Below are 19,258 nucleotides of genomic sequence, written 5' to 3'. Positions count from 1 at the left end.
GCGCGGTCGCCTGGGTGGCGAACAGAATCCGGGGCTGCCTGCCACCGCGCACCGGGGGCGGGGTCGCGGCCACTACCTCCTTCAGCCAGGCATTCAGCGGGCCGGTCGCTATCCTGGTGTCCCACGACGCCAGCGCACTCTCGAGCGCAGGCACCAGCTTTTGCACCGCCCGACCCGTCTTGGCCGAGATATTGACCCGCTGCGCCCAGCGCACCTGCGCCAGCTCCCGGTCGATCTCACGCTCGAGCAGCTCTCGGCGGTCCTCGTCAACCAGATCCCACTTGTTGAAGGCCAGCACCAGCGCCCGTCCGGCCTCGATGACCATCGACAGCACCCGCTGATCCTGTTCGGTCAGCGGCTGCGATGCGTCGATCAGCACAATCGCCACCTCGGCCGAGTCGATAGCCGCGTGGGTGCGCACCGACGCGTAGAACTCGTGTCCGCTGGCCTGGCCGACCTTGCGGCGCAGGCCCGCGGTGTCGACGAAACGCCATACCTTGCCGCCCATTTCGATCAGCGAATCCACCGGGTCGACCGTCGTCCCGGCGACCTCATGTACCACCGACCGCTGATCACCGGCCAGCTTGTTCAGCAAGGAGCTCTTGCCCACGTTGGGTTTGCCGATGAGGGCCACCCGCCGCGGCCCGCCGCCGGCAGTGGCCGACTCCCCCACCGCGGGTAGGGCCGCCAGCACCTCGTCGAGCAGGTCGGCCACGCCGCGGCCATGCATCGCGCTGATCGCATGCGGCTCACCGAGCCCCAGCGACCACAACGCGGCAGCATCAGCTTCGCCCTTTTCGTTGTCAACCTTGTTGGCGGCCAAGAAGATCGGCTTACCCGAGCGGAGCAGAATGCGGGCGGCAGCCTCGTCGGCGGCGGTAGCGCCGACACCGGCATCGACCACCAGAATGACCGCGTCGGCGGTACGCATCGCCACGGCTGCCTGTTCGGCCACCAGCTGCTGCAAGCCTTTGGCGTCGGGCTCCCAGCCCCCGGTGTCCTGCACCACGAACCGGCGTCCGCTCCACAACGCGTCGTAGCAGACCCGGTCCCGCGTCACGCCCGGAACGTCTTGCACCACCGCCTCACGCCGCCCCAGAATCCGGTTCACCAGCGTCGATTTGCCGACATTGGGCCGGCCTACAATCGCCACAACCGGCGCAGGCTCCGGCTCCGGCAGGTCGGCCAGATCGAAACCGTCGAGCTGCCAGTCACTTTCGTCAGCCCAGGTGCCGTCGTGGGTCACCGGACCGCTCCGCTGCACTGCGTGACCAACTCCAGCAGGCGATCGACGACTTGAGCCTCTGTCATCTCGCTGGTATCAACGACGATCGCGTCGGACGCCGCTCGCAGCGGCGACACCGCACGGGTGGAATCAAGATGGTCGCGCCGGCGCACGTCGGCCAGTACCGCGTCGTAGTTGCCGGCCAGTCCCGCTGCGATATTTTGATCGTTGCGGCGCCGCGCGCGGGTCTCCGCGGATGCTGTCAGGAAGATCTTCACCGGGGCATCGGGGAACACCACGGTCCCGATGTCGCGGCCTTCCACGACGATGCGGCCCGGCCCGCCGGCCATGGCACGTTGCAGCTCGACCAGGCGCTCGCGCACGACCGGCACCGCTGACACCGCCGACACCGCCGACGTGACGTCATCGCTGCGGATCTGCGCCGAAACGTCTTCTCCGGAAAGGCAAAAGCTGCTTGTGTCTGGGTTGTAGCCGACCGACAGCTGTGCGGTGGACGCGCAGTCCCCGACCGCCTGTACATCCGCCGGGTCGATGCCCGCGCGCAGCACCGCCAGCGTCACCATGCGGTACATCGCCCCGGTATCCAGAAACCGAGCGCCCAGTTTGCGCGCGAGTCCCCTTGAAACAGAAGATTTTCCAGTACCGGCCGGCCCGTCGATGGCGATGACCGCCGCCCTCGCCGGACGATGACCGGCTTGGCTTGGCTCGCTCACAAGCCCACCACTTTGTACAGCTGGCCGATCTCGTCGCGGCCCAGCGCCCGCACGCTACCTGGCCGCTGCTTGCCCAGCGTCACCGGCCCGATATCGGTGCGCACCAACGCCGCCACCGGAAATCCCGCCGCCGCCAGCAGCCGGCGCACGATACGATTACGTCCTTCATGTAGCGTTACTCGCACCAACGTCTTTCCGGGAATCGCGTCCACCACCGCGAAGGCGTCGACACTGGCCACCCCGTCGTCCAATTCGATTCCGGCCCTGAGCTTTTTGCCTAAGCCGCGCGGGACCGTCCCGGCCACTGTGGCCAGGTAGGTCTTGGGTACCTCGTGCGAGGGATGCATCAACCGGTGCGCCAGCTCACCGTCGTTGGTCAGCAGGATCAGCCCCTCGGTGTCGGCGTCCAGACGCCCGACATGAAAAAGTCTCTTGTTGCCCCGCACTTTTCGTTCGATCAGGTCGCCGATACACGGCCGCCCACGATCGTCGGACATGGTGGAGTGCATGCCGCGTGGCTTGTTCAGGGCCAAGTAGACCAACGACTCGTCGAGCACCACCCTGGCTCCATCGACACGGATCACCGAGACGTCCGGGTCGACGCGGGTACCCAACTCGGTCACCAGCTTTCCGTCGACCTCGACGCGGCCGTCGACGATCATCTTCTCCGCGGCCCGCCGGGACGCAATCCCGGCCTGGGACAACACTTTCTGCAGGCGGATGCCCGGCTCCTGCTCCAGCTCGACCATCAGTCGGTGTCCACATCGAACGCCAATGTCGGGTCAGCGGGCTGGCCGCCGGCGAGCTTGATGAACCGCGGCTCGCTATCCAGGGTGGCGCTCAGGTCATCGATGGTGTCGACGTCGGGAAGCAGCGGCGCAAGGTCCGGCAGCTCGGACAGTGACGTCAATCCCAACCGCTCCAAGAACAAGTCGGTGGTGGCAAACGTCACCGCGCCGGTGTCCTCGTCGGTACCGACCTCGGTGATCAGGCCGCGCGCCAGCAGCGTGCGCATCACGGCGTCCACATTGACCCCCCGAACCGCACTCACTCGCGCCCGTGTCACCGGTTGACGGTAAGCCACCACCGCAAGGGTTTCCAGCGCGGCACGGGTGAGCTTGGTCCGCGCACCGTCCAGAAGCAGCTTCTCGACGTAGGGCGCGAATCGGGCGCGGGTATACAACCGCCAGCCTTCACCGCTGTGGCGCAAATCGATGCCGCTGTCGCGTTCGGTGAGTTCGTCGGCCATCAACCGCAGTTTCGCCGCGACCCGGTAGACCGGTTGTTCGGTGGCCGCGGCCAGCGCCTCGGCGGTCACCGGGGTGTCGACCACCAGCAACAGCGCCTCTAGCACCCGTCTGAGCTCGTCGGGGTCCATCTCCGCGGGCTCGGCTATTTCCGGCATGTCCGAGGCCCCCAAGGAACCGGAGGCCCCCACGGAACCCGACGAACCCGGGCAAAAGGCGTAGGACAGATATTCCTCGGGAGTTGCATCATCACTGGCGCCGGTCATCATTGGTCTCGCACTTCTACCAAAGCTTCGCTAGTCGGCCGTTCCCCGGTCCACGAAACCTGGAGCACGCCAAGGGGCTCTGACTGGTCGAATGCTACCGCCCGGGACCGATACAGTTCGAGCAGCGCCAGGAAGCGCCCGACGACCTCGATCGGCGCCCGGCAGTCGGCGACAAGCTCAGAGAAGGTGGCCCACTGGCCACCACCGCGCGCTCGCAGCATCGCCAGCAGGTGCTTGGCCTGCTCGACAACCGAGACGGTCTGCACGTGCAGATGCGCGGTCGCCACCGTCGGGGCCGGCCGCGGAGTCAGGGCCACGGCGGCGATCTCGGCGAAGCGTTCGGCGTCGACGCCCAGCATCACCTCGGGAAGCAGGCCCGCAAACCGCTCTTCCAGCGAGACCGCCCGCGGGTAGCTGCGCAGCGCGGTGGCCTCCAGCTCGGCGAACATTTCCGCGACATGCTTGAACGCCCGGTATTGCAGCAACCGGGCGAACAGCAGGTCACGAACCTCGAGCAGGGCCAGATCCTCCTCGTCGTCGACCTGCCCGGCCGGCAGCAGCCGGGCCGCTTTGAGGTCGAGCAAGGTCGCCGCGACCACCAGAAACGCCGTGGTCTCCTCCAAGTCCAGCTGGGTGCCAATGGCTTTGGTGTAGGCGATGAAGTCGTCGGTGACCTGGTGCAAGGCCACCTCGGTGACATCGAGCCGGTGCGCGAAAATCAGCTGCAGCAGCAGGTCGAACGGCCCCTCGAAGTTGGTCAGCCGAACCAGAAAGCCGTTCTGAGGTGCGGTGGCTGGGTTCGCGGTGTCGTTCACACGCCGAATCGGTCGATGAACTCGCGGGCCAGGGCGCGGTAGGCCACGGCACCGGCCGACTTCGGTGCCCACGTCGTGATGGGTTCGCCCGCGACGGTGGTCTCGGGGAAACGAACCGTGCGGGTGATCACGGTATCGAACACTAGGTCACCGAACCGCTCGACGACGCGGGCCATGACCTCTCGCGCATTGACGGTGCGGGGGTCGTAGCGGGTCAGCAGGATGCCGCTGATCTCCAGCTTGGGGTTCAGCCGGTCGCGCACCTTGTCGACCGTATCGGTCAACAACGCCAGGCCGCGCAACGAGAAGAACTCGCATTCGGTGGGGATAACCACGCCGTCGGCGCAGGCCAGCCCGTTGACGGTCAGCAGCCCCAGCGACGGCTGGCAGTCGATCAGCACATAGTCGTAGCGGTCCAGCACCGGGTACAGCGCACGACCCAGGGTCTGCTCCCGGCCCACCTCGTTGACCAGCTGGATCTCAGCGGCCGACAGATCGATATTGCTGGGCACCAGATCCAGGTCTTTGACCCGGGTGTGAATCAGCACGTCGTCGATCGACACGCGCGGCTCCACCAGCACGTTATGGATGGTCTTCTCCAGCTCGTAGTGGGGAACGCCCAGGCCCGCGGACAGCGCCCCCTGCGGGTCCATGTCCACGAGCAGGACCCGCCGGCCGTACTCGGCCAGCGCGGCACCAAGATTGATGGTCGACGTGGTTTTCCCGACGCCGCCCTTCTGGTTGCACATCGCCACCACCCTGGCCGGCCCGTGCGAGGTGCGCGGCACCGGGTCAGGGATCGCCCGCGGCGGCCGTCCGGTCAGGCCGACTTCGATTCCGCTGTCGGGGTGATCGGTCATACCCGGTCGCGGCCGAGGGTCACGGGCGTCAGGGTGGACATCGCAGGAAAGTCTAACGGCTTCCTCCGCCTGCGCCGGGAGACCCGCGGGCAACCTTGGGAGCTTGCTGTGGAAGGCCGCGGCACCGCGGCCCGTATGACATGCTTCTCGGGCAGGGGTGTTCTGAGGAGCTGCCATGGACGACACGAGCACCGACCAACGAAGCCACACCGATCAACTGGACCCCCGGCTGCTGCGGATCGCCGGCGTGTGTGTCCTGGGCGCGATGATGTCGATCGTGGACACGACGGTCGTCACCGTCGCCCAGCGCACCTTCGTCGCCACCTTCCACACCACGCAGGCCATGGTCGCCTGGACCATGACCGGCTACACCCTGGCCTTGGCGGCGGTGATCCCGCTTGCCGGTTGGGTGGCCGACCGGTTTGGCACCAAGCGCCCCTTCATCGGTTCGCTGCTCGCATTCACCTTCGGCTCATTGCTGTGCGCGATGGCGCCCAACATCACCTTGCTGGTCGCGTTCCGCGTGGTGCAGGGCCTCGGCGGCGGCATGCTGATGCCGCTAGTGCTGACCATCCTGACCCGGGAGGCGGGCCCTCAGCGGCTCGGGCGGGTGCTGGCCATCCTGGGCATTCCGATGCTGCTCGGCCCGATCTTCGGTCCGGTGCTGGGCGGCTGGCTGATCGACAGCTACGGGTGGGAATGGATCTTCTGGATCAATCTGCCGATCGGCCTGATCACCGTGGCACTGGCCATGACGGTATTCCCACCGGATCAGCCGGCAGCCTCGGAAACCTTCGACGTGATCGGCATGTTGCTGCTCTCCCCCGGCCTGGCCACATTCTTATACGGGGTCTCGCAGGTGCCTCGCTGCGGCACGGTGGCTGACCGGCGGGTCTGGATACCCGTGGCCGTGGGCCTGGTGCTGATCACCGGGTTCGTCGTGCACGCGCTGTTGCGCTCGGATCATCCGCTCCTTGATCTGCGGCTGTTCAGCAACCGGACCGTCAGGCTGGCCAACGTAGCGATGTTCTTGTTCGCCGCCTCCTTTTTCGGCGCCGGACTGCTCTTTCCGAGTTACTTCCAGGAACTGCTGCACCAACGGCCGCTACAGGCCGGGATGAGCATGGTTCCGCGCGGAATCGGCGCCATGGTGACCATGCCGCTCGCCGGAACGTTGATGGACAAACGGGGACCGCGCAGCATCCTGCTGGTGGGCATCGCGCTGATCGCCGCCGGGATGGGCGTTTTCGCCTACGGGGTTGCGGTGCAGGCCGACTACCTGCCGACCTTGCTCACCGGCCTGACCATCATGGGCCTGGGCATGGGTGCCACCATGACGCCGCTGTCGGCCGCTGCGGTAGCTGCCCTGGCCCCGCAGCAGATCGCGCGCGGTTCGACGTTGATCAGTGTCAATCAGCAGGTGGCGGCCTCGGTGGGTACGGCACTGATGTCGGTGATCCTGACCGGTCAGTTCAACCGCAGCGCAAACATCTCCGCTGCCCACACAATCGAGGCGCTGCGCGACAACGCCGCGCAGCGCGGGGTCCCGCTTGACGAATCGGCCCTGCCGGCAGCGGCGCGCGACCTCAATTTCCCGGTCGCTGTGATGCACGACCTCTCCCACGCCTACGCAGTGGTGTTCGTGATCGCGGTCGTGCTGGTCGGGCTGACCTTCGTTCCGGTGGCTTTTTTGCCGAAAAGCCAAGCAGCACAACCGTTTAAGCGCGCAAGCTAGCTAGCGACAACGTCGAACTCGATGGGCAGCGTGACCGGGCCCGTCAGTGGCGTGAACGGTCGCCACGGCGCCGGGCCGGTGCGCCGCGGGTTGCGCAGTCGCTGAGTCATGACCGTCAGTCCCAAACCAAGCTCGGCCCTGGCCAGGTGCGCGCCGAGGCAATGGTGCACCCCGGCACCGAAAGCCAGCCTCGCCGCAGGATCGTCACGGGTGATGTCCAGGCGCTCCGGGTCTTCGTATACGTCTGGGTCTCGGTTGGCCGCGGCGATGTTGACACTCAGTTGGGTACCGGCCGGAATGACCACGCCGGCCAGTTCGACGTCCTCGACGGCTTGGCGGATGACAGCGAAGGCCGCCGGGGTGTGCCGCACCAGCTCGGCCACCGCGCTGGGGGCCAGCTGCGGGTGCCGGCCAAGCAGTGCCCATTGCTCCGGGTGGTCGCAGAGCACCTGTACGGCGGCAGCCAGTTGGTTGCGGGTGGTGTCGGTGCCGGCCATCAGCATTGCCGATACCAACCTGCACAGCTCGTCGCGGTTGAGCCGGTCGCCGTCTTCCTCGGCGCGGATCAACTCCGAAATCAAGTCGTCCGTGAGGTTGTCGCGCCGCTGCGCGACCATGTCGTCGACGTAGGCATCGAGCTGGTCGTAGGCATTCATGATGACGGCCTCGTTCCCGGCGGCGTTCCAGGTGAACATCTTGAAGATGTCGTCGGCCCAGTCGGAGAACAATTGCCAATCCGCCGCGGGAGCACCGAGCAACGCGCAGATGACCGGAATCGGATAGCGCTGAGCGATATCAGTGACCACGTCGCACCGGCCAACCACTGTCAGCGGGTCGACGAGCGAGGTGATCACTTCCGTGATCGTCGGCTCCAGCCGCACCGTCGAGCGTGGCGTGAACGCCTTGGAAACCAGCCGGCGCAGTCGGTTGTGTTCGGCACCGTCCAGACTCATGAGGTTGTTACGGAACCGTTCCCACAAGCGACCCGACGTAATCCCTTGGGCAGCAAGGAAAAGTCCCTTGGGCACGGTGAACCGGCTATCGAGCAGCACGCTTCGTACCAACTCGTAGCTCAAGATCTCCGGACCTAACAGGCCCATGGCGATCGGGGACTGTTCGCGTGCTTGCCGGATGAGGCGGTGCGCTTCCTCCGGACTGCGGGCGTCTCGGTAGGCGAGCAACGGCAGGTCGGCTTCGAACACAGTGGGACACATGGACCCCCACACTAACTTCGCCGACCGCGAAGAACGGTCACCAGGTACCGGGCGAGGCGCCATTGTGATTCAAGCTGCAGGTTCAGAATTATGTTTTAATTTGGACGTTCCGGGCTGACGCATCGCAACGCTTCGCCGGCCGGAAATAGTTTAAAACCGGAATTAGACGTACGCTGATTTTATCTTGGTTCGCTACCCCTACCTGCGGGTTAACAAAGCAGTAATTGTCGCTCGGTCTCCCAATCCCGACAATTGTCGATAAAAACAAGGGCACTGTTTGCTGACAGCGATGTCGCGACCGACCGCGTTCAGTTTCCCAGCGCTAGGTGGTGTCGATGACCGTTAATTTTCCCAACACAACTAGCCACGTCAATGCAGCTCGTTGTATCACTTCGTCGCGCTCGGCCGGGGTCCGCGCCGGGCAATCGGCCATCGCGATCGGGTCGTAGGCGGTGCCCGTCGTCCTGCTTGTCCCCGCTGCCGGCAGCGCGCCGGATGCCGGCAGCATCGGCCCGGGTGCGCTATCCAACTTCGCGGCGTTGCCACCCGAGATCAATTCGGGGCGGATGTACAGCGGCCCGGGATCGGGTCCGCTGATGGCCGCCGCGGCGGCATGGGGCCGGTTGGCCGATGACCTGGAGACCGCCGCAACTGCCTACAATTCGGCGGTCTTGGAGCTGGCCAGCCTGCGGTGGCGGGGCCAGGCAGCCGATGCCATGGTGACCGCCGTTCTGCCGTTTGTCGGCTGGCTGAGTACCACAGCGGCGCTTGCCGAACAAGCCGCAATCCAGGTCAGCGCGGCCGCAGCCGCCTATGAGTTGGCTTTTGCGCTAACCGTGCCACCGCCGGTAATCGCGGCCAATAGGACTTTGCTGATGGCGTTGGTCGCGACCAACTGGTTCGGGCAAAACAGCCCGGCAATCGCGACCGCCGAAGCCCACTACGCCGAGATGTGGGTCCAGGACGCCACCGCCATGCACGAATACGCCGGCGCCGCGGCGATCGCCTCGGTGTTGACGCCGTTCACGGCGCCGCCCAACGTCACCAACCCGTCCGCGTCCACATTTCCATGGAATACCTTGCTGCAGTACTGGACCACGATTCTGGACGCCTTGGCGATCTCGGAGGCGTTCATTTACGACGCCGGCGGACTCACCTTGAACCCCCTACAGTTCGTGGCCGCGATGTTGTGGTCCAGCGCTTCCAACGTCGAAGCGCCGGCCGCGGTGGCCGGGGCGGTAGCCGGCGCTTCCGGCGCCGCCGCCGGCTGGAGCTGGTCGCAGGCAGGAGCCGGGCCGGTAGCGATCAGCGCAGGTCTGGCCGTCAAGATCGGGCCGATGTCGGTGCCACCGGGCTGGACACCGCCACCCTCTCCCGCAGACGCGAAAGTGGTGACGTTATCGGCCCGAGGAGTTCGTGCCGGCGTCCGGGCCGGCGAATTGTCTGGCCTACTGCAGGGTGTATCGCCGTCACGGTCGAGAGCGGCACAAGACGGCGGCAACTTCGGCCGCCGCTATGGATCACGCGTCCAGGTGATCTGTCGCCCACCGAATGCCGGATAGCCGGTTCAGTGATCGACCTGACGGACCGCGAAAACGTAAGGAGTTCATAGCAAATGGATTTCGGGGCACTGCCACCGGAAGTCAACTCGGGGCGCATGTATACCGGTCCGGGTTCCGCGCCCATGGTGGCGGCCGCGTCGGCCTGGAACGGATTGGCTTCCGAGCTGAATCTGACCGCCGACGGCTACGACAGGGTGCTGACGATGCTGCACTCCGACGAATGGCTGGGCCCGGCATCGGCTTTGATGTTCCAAGCAGTCGTACCTTACCTGGCATGGATGCGAGCCGCCGCCGCGCAGGCCGAACAAGCTGCCGGCCAGGCGCGGGCGGCAGCAGCCGCCTTTGAGACGGCGTTTGCCTCGGTGGTCCCCCCGCCGCTCGTCGCGGCCAACCGCGCGCAGCTGGCATCGCTCGTCGCGAAAAACGTCTACGGGCAATTCGGCGTCGCCATCGCGGCTCTGGAAGCTCACTACGCCGAGATGTGGGCCCAGGACAGCAGAGCCATGTACAGCTACGCGGCTTCCTCGGCCAGCGCCGCGGAGCTCACACCGTTTACCCCGCCGCCACACATCACCAGCCCGTCCGCGGCCGCTACGCAATCCGCCGCTGTTGCCCAGGCCGCTGCCACCGCCGCGGGCGCAGCGCAGAGCACCCTGTCCGGCCTGATCTCTGAGCTGCCGAGCACGCTGATGAGCCTGGCGTCACCGCTGGCGTCGGAGTTGTCGGAGCTGGCGTCGGCCGGCGCTTCCTCGATTCCGGCGTGGCTGCAGTGGCTCGTCAACTGGTACTTGCCGATATCCCAGCTCCTCTACAACACCGTGGGTTTGCCGTATTTCGCCATCGGCATCGGCAACAGCCTGATCGGGTCGTGGCGGGCGCTGGGCTGGATAGGCCCGCAAGCCGCCGACGCGGCCGCGGGAGTGGCCTCCGCTGCTGCCGGCGCCGCCCCGGCTGCCCTCGGCGGCGCCGGGCCGGTAGCGGCCGGCCTGGGCAACGCTTCCGCGATCGGCAAGCTGTCGGTGCCGCCCACCTGGACCGCGGTCGATCCGGGCCCGGCCGTCAGACCCGACATTGCACCGCTGGCCAGCGACATCGTCAATCCGCCGGAGGTCGCCGCGCCGGGAAGCCTGCTGGGCGGATTGCCACTGGCCGGCCCGGGCGCTGCCGGTGCGGGCGCCGGTCCCAAGTACGGATTGCGGGTCACCGTGATGTCCAGGCCGCCATTTGCGGGGTGACCGCCGCTGCTGTGGTGCACAATTCAACCCACCGCGTGATGAGGACGCCACATGCCGCACCTGCAGCGCAGGCTCGCCAACCGTCATATTCAGTTGATCGCCATCGGAGGAGCGATCGGCACCGGCCTGTTCATGGGCTCCGGACGCACGATCTCCCTCGCCGGTCCCGCGGTGCTAGTGGTGTACGCGATCATCGGGTTCTTCGTGTTTTTCGTCCTGCGGGCGATGGGTGAACTGCTGCTGTCGAACCTGAACTACAAATCGTTCGTCGATTTCACGGCCGACCTGTTGGGGCCCGCCGCAGCTTTTTATCTGGGGTGGTCGTACTGGTTCGCCTGGGTCGTCACCGGTATCGCAGACCTCGTGGCGATCACCGGCTATGCCAGGTTCTGGTGGCCCGCCGCACCGGTGTGGTTACCGGCACTGCTCACCGTCGCCCTCATCCTCATGGTCAACTTGTTCAGCGTCGGCCATTTCGGCGAGATGGAATTCTGGCTGGCGTTGATCAAAGTGGTCGCGATACTGAGTCTCATCGCGCTGGGCGCATTACTGGTGGTGACCAACTTTGTCTCTCCGCAAGGTGATCGGGCCACGATTGAAAACCTTTGGAACGACGGCGGATTGTTCCCCCGGGGCTTCATGGGCGTGGCCAGCGGGTTCCAGATCGCGTTCTTCGCCTACATCGGAGTCGAACTCGTCGGCACCGCCGCCGGCGAAACGGCAAATCCTCGTCGTACACTTCCCCGCGCGATCAATGCCGTCCCGGTGCGGGTGGCGATCTTCTATGTCGGTGCGCTGGTGGCGATCCTGGCGGTGGTGCCCTGGCGGCGCTTCGCCAGCGGCCAATCCCCTTTCGTGACAATGTTTTCGCTGGCCGGCCTGGCCGCGGCAGCATCGGTCGTCAACTTCGTGGTGACCACCGCAGCCGCCTCCTCGGCCAACTCCGGCGTGTTTTCCACCGGCCGAATGCTGTTCGGCCTGGCCGACGAGGGCAGCGCGCCAGGCGTGTTCCAACGCCTCAACCGGGGCGGTGTGCCCGCGTCGGCCATTGTGTGCACGGCTCCACTGCTGCTGACCTCCATCCCGCTGCTGTACGCGGGCGGGTCGGTCATCGGGGCCTTTACGTTGATCACCACGATCGCCTCGCTGCTCTTCATGTTCGTGTGGGCCACGATCGTCGTCAGCTACCTCGTGTACCGCCGCCGGCATCCGCAGCGTCACGCCGACTCCGCCTACAAGATGCCCGGTGGCGTGCAAATGTGTTGGGCGGTACTGGCCTTTTTTGCATTCGTGATCTGGACCCTGACCACCAACCGCGAAACAGCGATCGCGTTGGCATCGGCCCCGCTGTGGTTCGCGGTCCTCACGCTGGGTTGGGTCATCGTCCGCAGGCGAAACACCAACGCCGGCGTGCTCAGCGACGAGCCCTCAGTGTTGCCGTAGGCCGTGGGCGTCCAGCACCACGTCTCGCACCGCGGTAACCGGCATGGGCGCAGCCCCATCCGACAGCAGGTCTGGTGCCGAGGTGATGATCAAGGGCGTGTCCTCGTCGGAGTCCGGCAGCCTGCCGTGCGTGCCGCCGACATGCCGGCCGTGAAGAGCGATGACTCCCATGGTGTATCGAAGGCCCAGCGCCTTTTTGGCCAGTGCCGCGGCGGCTTTGGCTTTGACCGTCCGATCGTCGGGGTTCATCAGCAACTCGGCGGGGTCGTAACCGGGTTTGCGATGAATGTCCACACACGGCGCGAACTCCGGTGCCCGGGCGTCGTCGAGCCAGTAGTAGTAGGTGAACCACGCGGCCGGTTCGGCAATCGCGACCAGCTCCCCCGCCCGCGGATGATCAATGGCCAAGGCCTGCTGGGCTTTTCGATCCAGGACCGCGTCGACACCGTCGAGCTCCGCGACCAGAGCGGCCACCCGGGCGATGTCGGACTCGTCACGCACATAGATGTGCGCGGCTTGATGGTCGGCGACGGCGAATGCGCGTGACGTCCACGGGTCCAGGTATTCCCGTCCTTGTTGGGTGTAGACGCTCAGATACCCTTCCGCGCGGAGCCGGCGGTTGACATCCACCGGGTTGTTGGCCGGCGCGATCCCGTATTCGGAGACCACGACGGTCGCCATGTTATGCTCGGCGGCCGCGGCCAGCAGGGGGGCCAGTGCCGCGTCCACGTCCGCAGCGGCGCTGCGGGCCTGCGGTGACCGGGGACCGTAGCGTTGAAAGTCGTAGTCTAGGTGTGGGATATACGTTGTGAGCAACGTGGGTGAATACCGCTGCAGGATTTCGATGGACGCATCCACCAGCCAGCGTGATGACGTGATGTCGGCCGTCGGTCCCCAGTATTGGAACAGCGGGAACGTGCCCAACTTATCGCTGAGGATGTCGTGCAGATCCGAGGGCACGGCGTAGCAGTCCGGTGATTTGCGGCCGTCCTGGTGGTACACCGGCCGGGGCGTGACGATCACGTCGTTGCTCGCGTTCATCGCGTACCACCAGCCGACATTTGCCGAGGTGTACCCGTCGCAACGCCCCGCGGCGGTCTCCCAAACCTTCTCGCCCGCAACCAGCTTGTTGCTTTGCCGCCACAGCAACACCTCGCCCAGGTCGCGAAAATACCAGCCGTTGCCGACGATTCCGTGCTGGTTGGGCATCCGGCCGGTGACCATCGACGACTGCACCGAGCAGGTGACCGCCGGGAACACTGGGGTCAGCTGACGCATCGCGCCCCGGGCGGCAAACGCGGACAGATTCGGCATGTGCTGCAGCAGCGGTTGGGTGAGCCCGACGACGTTGAGCAGCAGAACTCGTCGCGTCATGCCGCGTCCCGGTTGCGTAACAGGTCGTTCAGCCAACCGATCTCGGCCGCAATGTCGTCGGCCAGGCTGCCCATCCGCAGCGACGTCGGCAGTACTTCCCAGGTATAGGTTTCGATTTCGACGTCCGCGGGCTGAGGTAGCGCCTCCGTGCCCAGCATCGCCATCACGTCGGCCAGCACGTGCGACGTGTTGCTCAGCGGTGCCGGCGGGCTGAGGTGCAGCGGGACGTGGTAATGCACCCGGGCGCTGCCGGTCCTCGGTATCGACGGGTCCGTGAAGGACAGGTCGTCGCGAAACCACCGGTTGCCGCCGGCGTCCACACCGTTGACCTGATGCAGATACGGGGAGCCCGCGAACTCGGCGAAGGCTTCGACCACGCCGTCGGCGGCCAGGTTGTCGATGGCAATGGCATTGGAGGCCTGGATCTTCACCACGCCGATCCCGATGTCAGCCAGCCCGGCCACCACCTCGGCCGGGTTCTCACCCATCACGGCCAGGTGACAGGTGTCCAGGCACAACCCGATGTAGCGGGTATCCACGCCGCCACGGCCGAACCAACCGATGGCGTCTCGGCACGATCCGATCACGCAGCCGGGTTCGGGCTCGACGGCCAACCTGATCCGATGGCCGGTCTGCTGCTCGATGCGCCGCAGTTCATCGCTGAGCGCGGCCAGAGTCTGCCGGGCCTTGACGTCGGCCGCGTCGTTCCATGGGTCGCTCCAGCCCAGCGGCAATGTCGAGATGGAGCCGTTTTGGGCGCCGGCCAGCAGCTCACTGAGCACCTCGGCACAGAGCCGGGTGTATGCGAGCCGCTCTGGCGTAGTCCAATCCGGTTGGTAGACTTTATGTTTCACCGAAGTGCCGTGAAACCCTCCGTAAGGAAAAGCGTTCATGGTCACCACGGCAAGCCCGTTGTCCGCCAGGATCGCGGCCAGTCGGGCGCGGGCCGCTCGATCCTCGGCCAGCCGGGCCATGGTGGCGGCCGGCAACCACAGCCCGACGCCGAGCCGTTCCAGTCCGGCGCGTTGGCGAGCCGGAGCGAACACCGACAGCAGCTGGTGTTCCAACGACTGCAGACTGTCGGCGGCGACGACATTACTGCAGTAGGACAGCATCAGGGCTTTTCCCCGCGGTTGATGGTGTTGCCGGCGAAGGCGGCCTGCTGCTCTTCGCTCAACAGGCGCAGCTGCCCGCTTTGGCCGTAGAATTCGACCGGATTGCGCCACATCACCCGGTCGACGTCGTCTTCGCTGAACGAGGCCGCCAGCATCGCCGTCGCGGTCTTGACCGTCTTGAGCGGATCGGATCGGCCCCAATCGGCGGCCGAGTTGACGATGATCCGCTCGAGCCCGAAACGCTGCATCAACGCGACCATCCGCGCCTCGTCCATCTTGGTGTCGGGATAGATGGAGAAGCCCATCCAGCAACCGCTGTCCCGGGCGGGCTCGATGGTCACCTCGTTGAGGTGATCCAGCAGCACCATCCCGGGATCGATACCGACCCGCTTCACCAGGTCAATGCTGGCCTGGGTCCCACCGAGCTTGTCGCGGTGCGGCGTGTGCACCAGCGCGGGCAGGCCATGCTCGGCGGCCATCTCCAATTGCGTTTGAAATACTGAGGTTTCATCCGGCGTCATGGAGTCGTAGCCGATCTCACCGACGGCCACCACACCGCTTTTCGACAGATACCGTGGGATCTGCTCGAGCACGGCCCGGCAGCGGCTGTCGTTGGCTTCCTTGGGATTCAGTGCGATGGTGCAGTTGTGGGCGATGCCGAACTGGGACGCGCGGTAACGCTCCCACCCGATGAGACTGTCGAAGTAGTCGATAAACGAACCCGCGTTGGTGCGGGGCTGCCCCATCCAGAAGGCCGGCTCGACGATCGCACGGACACCCGCGGCATACATCGCCTCGTAGTCGTCGGTGGTCCGTGACGTCATGTGAATGTGGGGGTCGAAAATCCTCACTCGGGCACCTCCGTCATCGTGGCGGCCAGTTGCTGCAGCATCCTTACGTCGGCCGACACAGGGCGCCCGGCCGCGGTGCGCTCGCTGATGTAATCGGTTGCCATCCGTGCTAATTCCGCATCCGCGCGGATGCGCAGGCCGGGTACGGCTCGCAACGGCACCTCCATGAAGATCAGCTTCATCACGCCATGGCGCCAGGAGTGCTGGGCCAGAAACCGTGTTCCGAATCCACCGAGCGCCGCCCCGACCAGCCGTGGATCGTTGCACCGCAACGCATCCTCGGCCAGGGTCACACCGACCGCCGTGGTGACGTCCCCGAGGGGGCCGTCCAGCGCCGCCGCCTCCAGGCCGCGGAGCACGGCCAGGCGCTCGTCGCTATCCCCCCACTGGTACAGCTTCTCGATGAGCGGACCCGCTGCCGCATCGGGGCCTTCGGCCACCAGCGCGGCAAGCAACTGCAGCCGGGCCAGCAGCGCCGCAGCGCTGGAATGCTGTGACATCGCCCGCTCGGCCTTGGGGAAAGCTTCCAGGATCTTGTCGGGATTGTGGTGGATCTCGGCCACCGCGTTATCGATCCACGAGCGCGCCACGATCGGCAGACTGGCGCGTTTGATGGCAGACATGCTGCGCCGTAGCACATTCGGCGCGTCGTGGGAATGGCGCGGCAGCTCGACCGAGGCAACCCCGGCGAAGCCGCTGCTGTGCAGTGCGTCGATCACGGCACCGAGATCGAGGTCGCCGTGACCGAACTCGAGGTGTTCGTGTCTGACCGGTGTCATGTCGTCGAGGTGGACGTTGACCAGCTTGTCACCCAGGTCGGCGATGGCCGCGTGCGCGCCCGCCGGCTCGGTCATCACGCAGTGACCGACGTCAAGGGTGATGCCCAGTCGCGGCGGATCGCCCAGTGCCCGGCATACCTCGCGGGCCTGTTCCACCGTCTCCACGAACATGCCGGGTTCGGGCTCGAATCCGAGCGTCACCGCCTTGCGGTCCGCATAATCGACGACCTGCGACAGTCTGCTGATGAGCAGGTTTCGCGTCGTGTCGGGGTCGCTGTAGTCGACGGCGTAGCCAGACCACAGCGACACGCAGGTGGCTCCGAGGTCCGCGGCGATGTCGATTGCCCGCCGCAGGAATTCGACACGGGGTTCGGCGGCGATGTCCACGAGTGCCGGTTTGTGTTTGTTGCGCGGGTCGAGCAGATAGCGTGCTCCCGTTTCGATCGCCACCTGCAACCTATGGCTGTCCAGCAGCGCACGCAACGCGCCGAGCTGCGCAGCCAGATCGGAGTCGAACGGTCGAACATGCGGGTAGCCAATGGTCAATGCGACGGCGGTGTAACCCTGATCCGCGATCAGCGCGAGCGCGTCGGCAAGCGGGTGGTCGCTCAAGCCATTCGTGTTGTAGCCAACATGCATTAGGTCACCTCAGTGGGTTGGGGCGCAGAGACTTTGAGCCGCAATCCAATTGCGAGCCCGCACAACGTCAGCATGGTGCGCGGCGCCCGGGCTGCCAGCATGGCCTGGACCGCGATCATCGAAGCGATGCCACTACGCACCGCGCTGCGCAACACCGTGGCGCTCGGCTGCTGCCATGCCTTCCACAAGCCGGGGCCAAACGACCACGCGTACACCGCCGCAGCGGGCGCGGCGCGAAAACCCGGTGTGCTCACCATCGCCGAAGCGGCCACCGACGCCGCCATGCCCCCGACGACGGCCGGCAGGCTGCGCTCTGAACCCGTGACCTCGCTGCGGGACAGCACCGTGATCGCGGTGGTGTGCCCGCCGATCACCGACGCCGGAACCAGCGCGCGCCGGTAATTCGGGCCGGCGCCGAGCATCACGTCGAGGAACCGGCAACCCGACATGACCAACGGCCCCGCAGCGGTGTCCTTGGCCACCAGGTCATACGCGGCGACGCACAACGTGATTCGGCCGGCAGCGGCCAAACCGTGGCGGCCGCCGGCCGCCGTCGCAGTCGCCAGCCCTGCCGCGGTCAGGGCGGCGGCGAAAGATATCGCCGTGCCGGCCGACACTTCTCCGGACGGGATCGGCCGCTCGGGGCGTTCGATGGCGTCGCGCTCGCGGTCGGCCCAGTCGTTGAGCACCATGCCGCTCCAATACAGCAGCGCCGAGGCCAGCGGGAGCGCCAGACGGCGTCCGGTCAGCGGACGCCCAGCCCAGATGGCGCCCACCGCAGTGTCACCCAGCACGGTGAGCGCAGCAGGCGCCCGCATCAGGTTCAGGTACGCCTTGACCTTCACTGGTCGGCCGGAACCGGTGTCGCAAAGGACCTGGCCCACTGCACCAGCGCCTCGTATTGCGCCGCAAGTGAATGCGTCGACGAGCCCCACGGTTCTTTGAAGAAGAAGCCGAGTTGCCCGACGACGCCGTGCGCACCGCGCAGTCGCGCCATCGCCAGCAGGCGTGCCACGTCGAGAACCAATGGCGCCGCCAATGCGGAATCCGGTGCCGACCAGATGGTTTGCAGCGTGATCTGACCGCCGAGAAATCCGGTGGCGTGGATGTGGTCCCACGCGACTTTGGTTTCCCCGAGGTCGGGGACATAGTCGATATGCAGTGGAGCATTGACGGAGCCACCGAGCATCTGCTGGATACCACGTTGCTTGCTGGCGAGCTTGGACTGCGCAGCGACCGGGTCGGCGAGCGTGGCTCCATCGCCGCCGCCCAGCAGATTCGTTCCCGCCCAAGAATTTACGATCATCGCGCGGCTGGCGAACATCGGCGCCAGGACGGTGCGCAGCAAAGTCTGCCCGGTCTTAGCGTCCTGGCCGCCGTAGAGAATGTCCGCGTCGTCGGCCAGGCTGCGCAACGCGGCAACGCCCATGCTGGGCGACGGGGTGAAGCAGGAGTAGGCAGCGCCGTTGCGGATCGCCGCCAGGGCGGTCAGCGCGCTCGCCGGCAGCACCATACGGTCCTTCTCGCATAGTGCTGCCCGCAATATGTCCGGGTCGTGGTATTCGGGGCGGTCCGGCACCGGCGGCTGCGTCGATGCCACGTCGATGACCACGAAGACGTCAAGTGCGTTACGAGAGATAAAAGAGCCCATGGCGTCGCTGAGCCGGTCGATCAGTTCGGCCTGGGTGCTGGCACCGACGGTCGACGGGTCGGGCGTGGCTACACACGACGGACCGACGATCTCGTCCTCCGTGGCCGCCAGGCGATCTGATACCGCAGCGACCACCCGGTGCGGCAGCAGTCCCGCTTCGACCAACGTCTCGGCGCGCTTGACCAATGGGGTGGTCGACAGGTCTCGCCCAGCCACCACGAAATCGGCATACTTCGGCAATGGCACACCGGCGAAGTCGGCGGCGGCTGTCACGCAGCCGGTTTCGGGGATCAGCCCGGCGCTGAGCGCATACAGACCCACGATCGACGTAGTTGCCACCGACCCCCGCGCACCGCTGAGCCACACGCCGCAGCGCGGTCGCGCGGTCACCCGGGATGCGGTGTCGTAGGGGTCCATCGCGCCGTCCTTGGTCGCCGAACGCTGCAATAAATCGATGTGTTGAGCGTTAAAAACTAGCTTTTCTAAGCAGAGGATGCTAGCACCGAGCATCGT

The 19,258-nt window shown here is 66.2% G+C and carries 17 protein-coding genes; 4 read left to right on the top strand and 13 right to left on the bottom strand.

The features are described from left to right. The 6 genes from der to EET13_RS13510 all read right to left on the bottom strand — a co-directional run. On the bottom strand, positions 1-1,246 hold a 1,246-nt coding region (gene der, locus EET13_RS13535; protein ID WP_122442782.1), incomplete at its 3' end, for a ribosome biogenesis GTPase Der. After that, positions 1,243-1,959: a (d)CMP kinase gene (gene cmk / locus EET13_RS13530; RefSeq protein ID WP_122442777.1), complete on the bottom strand. Its 717-nt coding sequence runs from the start codon at positions 1,957-1,959 to the stop codon at positions 1,243-1,245. The genes cmk and der, both read right to left, overlap by 4 nt. Next, positions 1,956-2,708, bottom strand: a complete 753-nt coding sequence (locus EET13_RS13525) for a pseudouridine synthase (RefSeq protein ID WP_425293677.1) — start codon at positions 2,706-2,708, stop codon at positions 1,956-1,958. Before EET13_RS13525 ends, cmk begins: the two co-directional genes overlap by 4 nt. Continuing rightward, the gene (scpB, locus tag EET13_RS13520; protein ID WP_122442781.1) at positions 2,708-3,364 is read right to left on the bottom strand and encodes an SMC-Scp complex subunit ScpB; all 657 of its coding nucleotides are present in this window, start codon (positions 3,362-3,364) and stop codon (positions 2,708-2,710) included. The genes EET13_RS13525 and scpB overlap by 1 nt, the downstream gene beginning before the upstream one ends. 107 nt (positions 3,365-3,471) lie before the next feature. After that, positions 3,472-4,287 carry a segregation/condensation protein A gene (locus EET13_RS13515; RefSeq protein ID WP_122442775.1) on the bottom strand — a complete coding sequence of 272 codons (816 nt, stop codon included), beginning with the start codon at positions 4,285-4,287 and terminating at the stop codon, positions 3,472-3,474. After that, positions 4,284-5,147: a ParA family protein gene (locus EET13_RS13510; RefSeq protein WP_211186427.1), complete on the bottom strand. Its 864-nt coding sequence runs from the start codon at positions 5,145-5,147 to the stop codon at positions 4,284-4,286. The genes EET13_RS13515 and EET13_RS13510 overlap by 4 nt, the downstream gene beginning before the upstream one ends. Before the next feature lie 175 nt (positions 5,148-5,322). Between EET13_RS13510 and EET13_RS13505 the strand changes: the two genes are divergently transcribed. Further along, positions 5,323-6,882, top strand: a complete 1,560-nt coding sequence (locus EET13_RS13505; RefSeq protein ID WP_122442773.1) for a DHA2 family efflux MFS transporter permease subunit — start codon at positions 5,323-5,325, stop codon at positions 6,880-6,882. Here EET13_RS13505 and EET13_RS13500 read toward each other — a convergent pair. Further along, complete coding sequence (locus tag EET13_RS13500) at positions 6,879-8,096, bottom strand: cytochrome P450 (RefSeq protein ID WP_122442772.1); 1,218 nt, start codon at positions 8,094-8,096, stop codon at positions 6,879-6,881. The two genes, EET13_RS13505 and EET13_RS13500, sit on opposite strands and share 4 nt — an antisense overlap. A gap of 566 nt (positions 8,097-8,662) precedes the next feature. On the opposite strand from EET13_RS13500, the gene EET13_RS13495 reads away from it, so the two are divergent. The 3 genes from EET13_RS13495 to EET13_RS13485 are packed head-to-tail and all read left to right on the top strand — an operon-like array spanning position 8,663 to position 12,336. Next, positions 8,663-9,658 carry a PPE family protein gene (locus EET13_RS13495; RefSeq protein WP_122442780.1) on the top strand — a complete coding sequence of 332 codons (996 nt, stop codon included), beginning with the start codon at positions 8,663-8,665 and terminating at the stop codon, positions 9,656-9,658. Positions 9,659-9,711: 53 nt separating this feature from the next. Then, complete coding sequence (locus tag EET13_RS13490; RefSeq protein ID WP_122442771.1) at positions 9,712-10,893, top strand: PPE family protein; 1,182 nt, start codon at positions 9,712-9,714, stop codon at positions 10,891-10,893. 51 nt (positions 10,894-10,944) lie between these two features. Continuing rightward, complete coding sequence (locus tag EET13_RS13485) at positions 10,945-12,336, top strand: amino acid permease (protein WP_122442770.1); 1,392 nt, start codon at positions 10,945-10,947, stop codon at positions 12,334-12,336. On the opposite strand, the gene EET13_RS13480 is transcribed toward EET13_RS13485, so the two are convergent. Genes EET13_RS13480 through EET13_RS13455 form a run of 6 tightly spaced genes read right to left on the bottom strand, consistent with a single transcriptional unit; the run spans position 12,322 to position 19,162 of the window. After that, positions 12,322-13,710, bottom strand: coding sequence for an alkaline phosphatase family protein (locus EET13_RS13480; RefSeq protein WP_122442769.1), 1,389 nt, complete (start codon positions 13,708-13,710; stop codon positions 12,322-12,324). The two genes, EET13_RS13485 and EET13_RS13480, sit on opposite strands and share 15 nt — an antisense overlap. Further along, positions 13,707-14,825, bottom strand: a complete 1,119-nt coding sequence (gene eboE, locus EET13_RS13475) for a metabolite traffic protein EboE (RefSeq protein WP_122442768.1) — start codon at positions 14,823-14,825, stop codon at positions 13,707-13,709. Before eboE ends, EET13_RS13480 begins: the two co-directional genes overlap by 4 nt. After that, positions 14,825-15,676 carry a TatD family hydrolase gene (locus tag EET13_RS13470; protein WP_122442767.1) on the bottom strand — a complete coding sequence of 284 codons (852 nt, stop codon included), beginning with the start codon at positions 15,674-15,676 and terminating at the stop codon, positions 14,825-14,827. The genes eboE and EET13_RS13470 overlap by 1 nt, the downstream gene beginning before the upstream one ends. After that, positions 15,673-17,094 carry a TIM barrel protein gene (locus EET13_RS13465; RefSeq protein ID WP_122442766.1) on the bottom strand — a complete coding sequence of 474 codons (1,422 nt, stop codon included), beginning with the start codon at positions 17,092-17,094 and terminating at the stop codon, positions 15,673-15,675. Before EET13_RS13465 ends, EET13_RS13470 begins: the two co-directional genes overlap by 4 nt. Beyond that, complete coding sequence (locus EET13_RS13460; protein WP_122442765.1) at positions 17,094-17,939, bottom strand: SCO3242 family prenyltransferase; 846 nt, start codon at positions 17,937-17,939, stop codon at positions 17,094-17,096. The genes EET13_RS13465 and EET13_RS13460 overlap by 1 nt, the downstream gene beginning before the upstream one ends. Beyond that, the gene (locus EET13_RS13455) at positions 17,936-19,162 is read right to left on the bottom strand and encodes an inositol-3-phosphate synthase (protein WP_122442764.1); all 1,227 of its coding nucleotides are present in this window, start codon (positions 19,160-19,162) and stop codon (positions 17,936-17,938) included. The genes EET13_RS13460 and EET13_RS13455 overlap by 4 nt, the downstream gene beginning before the upstream one ends. Between the last annotated feature and the right edge of the window lie 96 nt (positions 19,163-19,258).

This window comes from Mycobacterium attenuatum, from assembly GCF_900566085.1.
GTDB lineage: Bacteria > Actinomycetota > Actinomycetes > Mycobacteriales > Mycobacteriaceae > Mycobacterium > Mycobacterium attenuatum.
The sequence above is the reverse complement of the archived record's forward strand: the minus strand, read 5'-3'. Positions and strand labels throughout refer to the sequence as shown.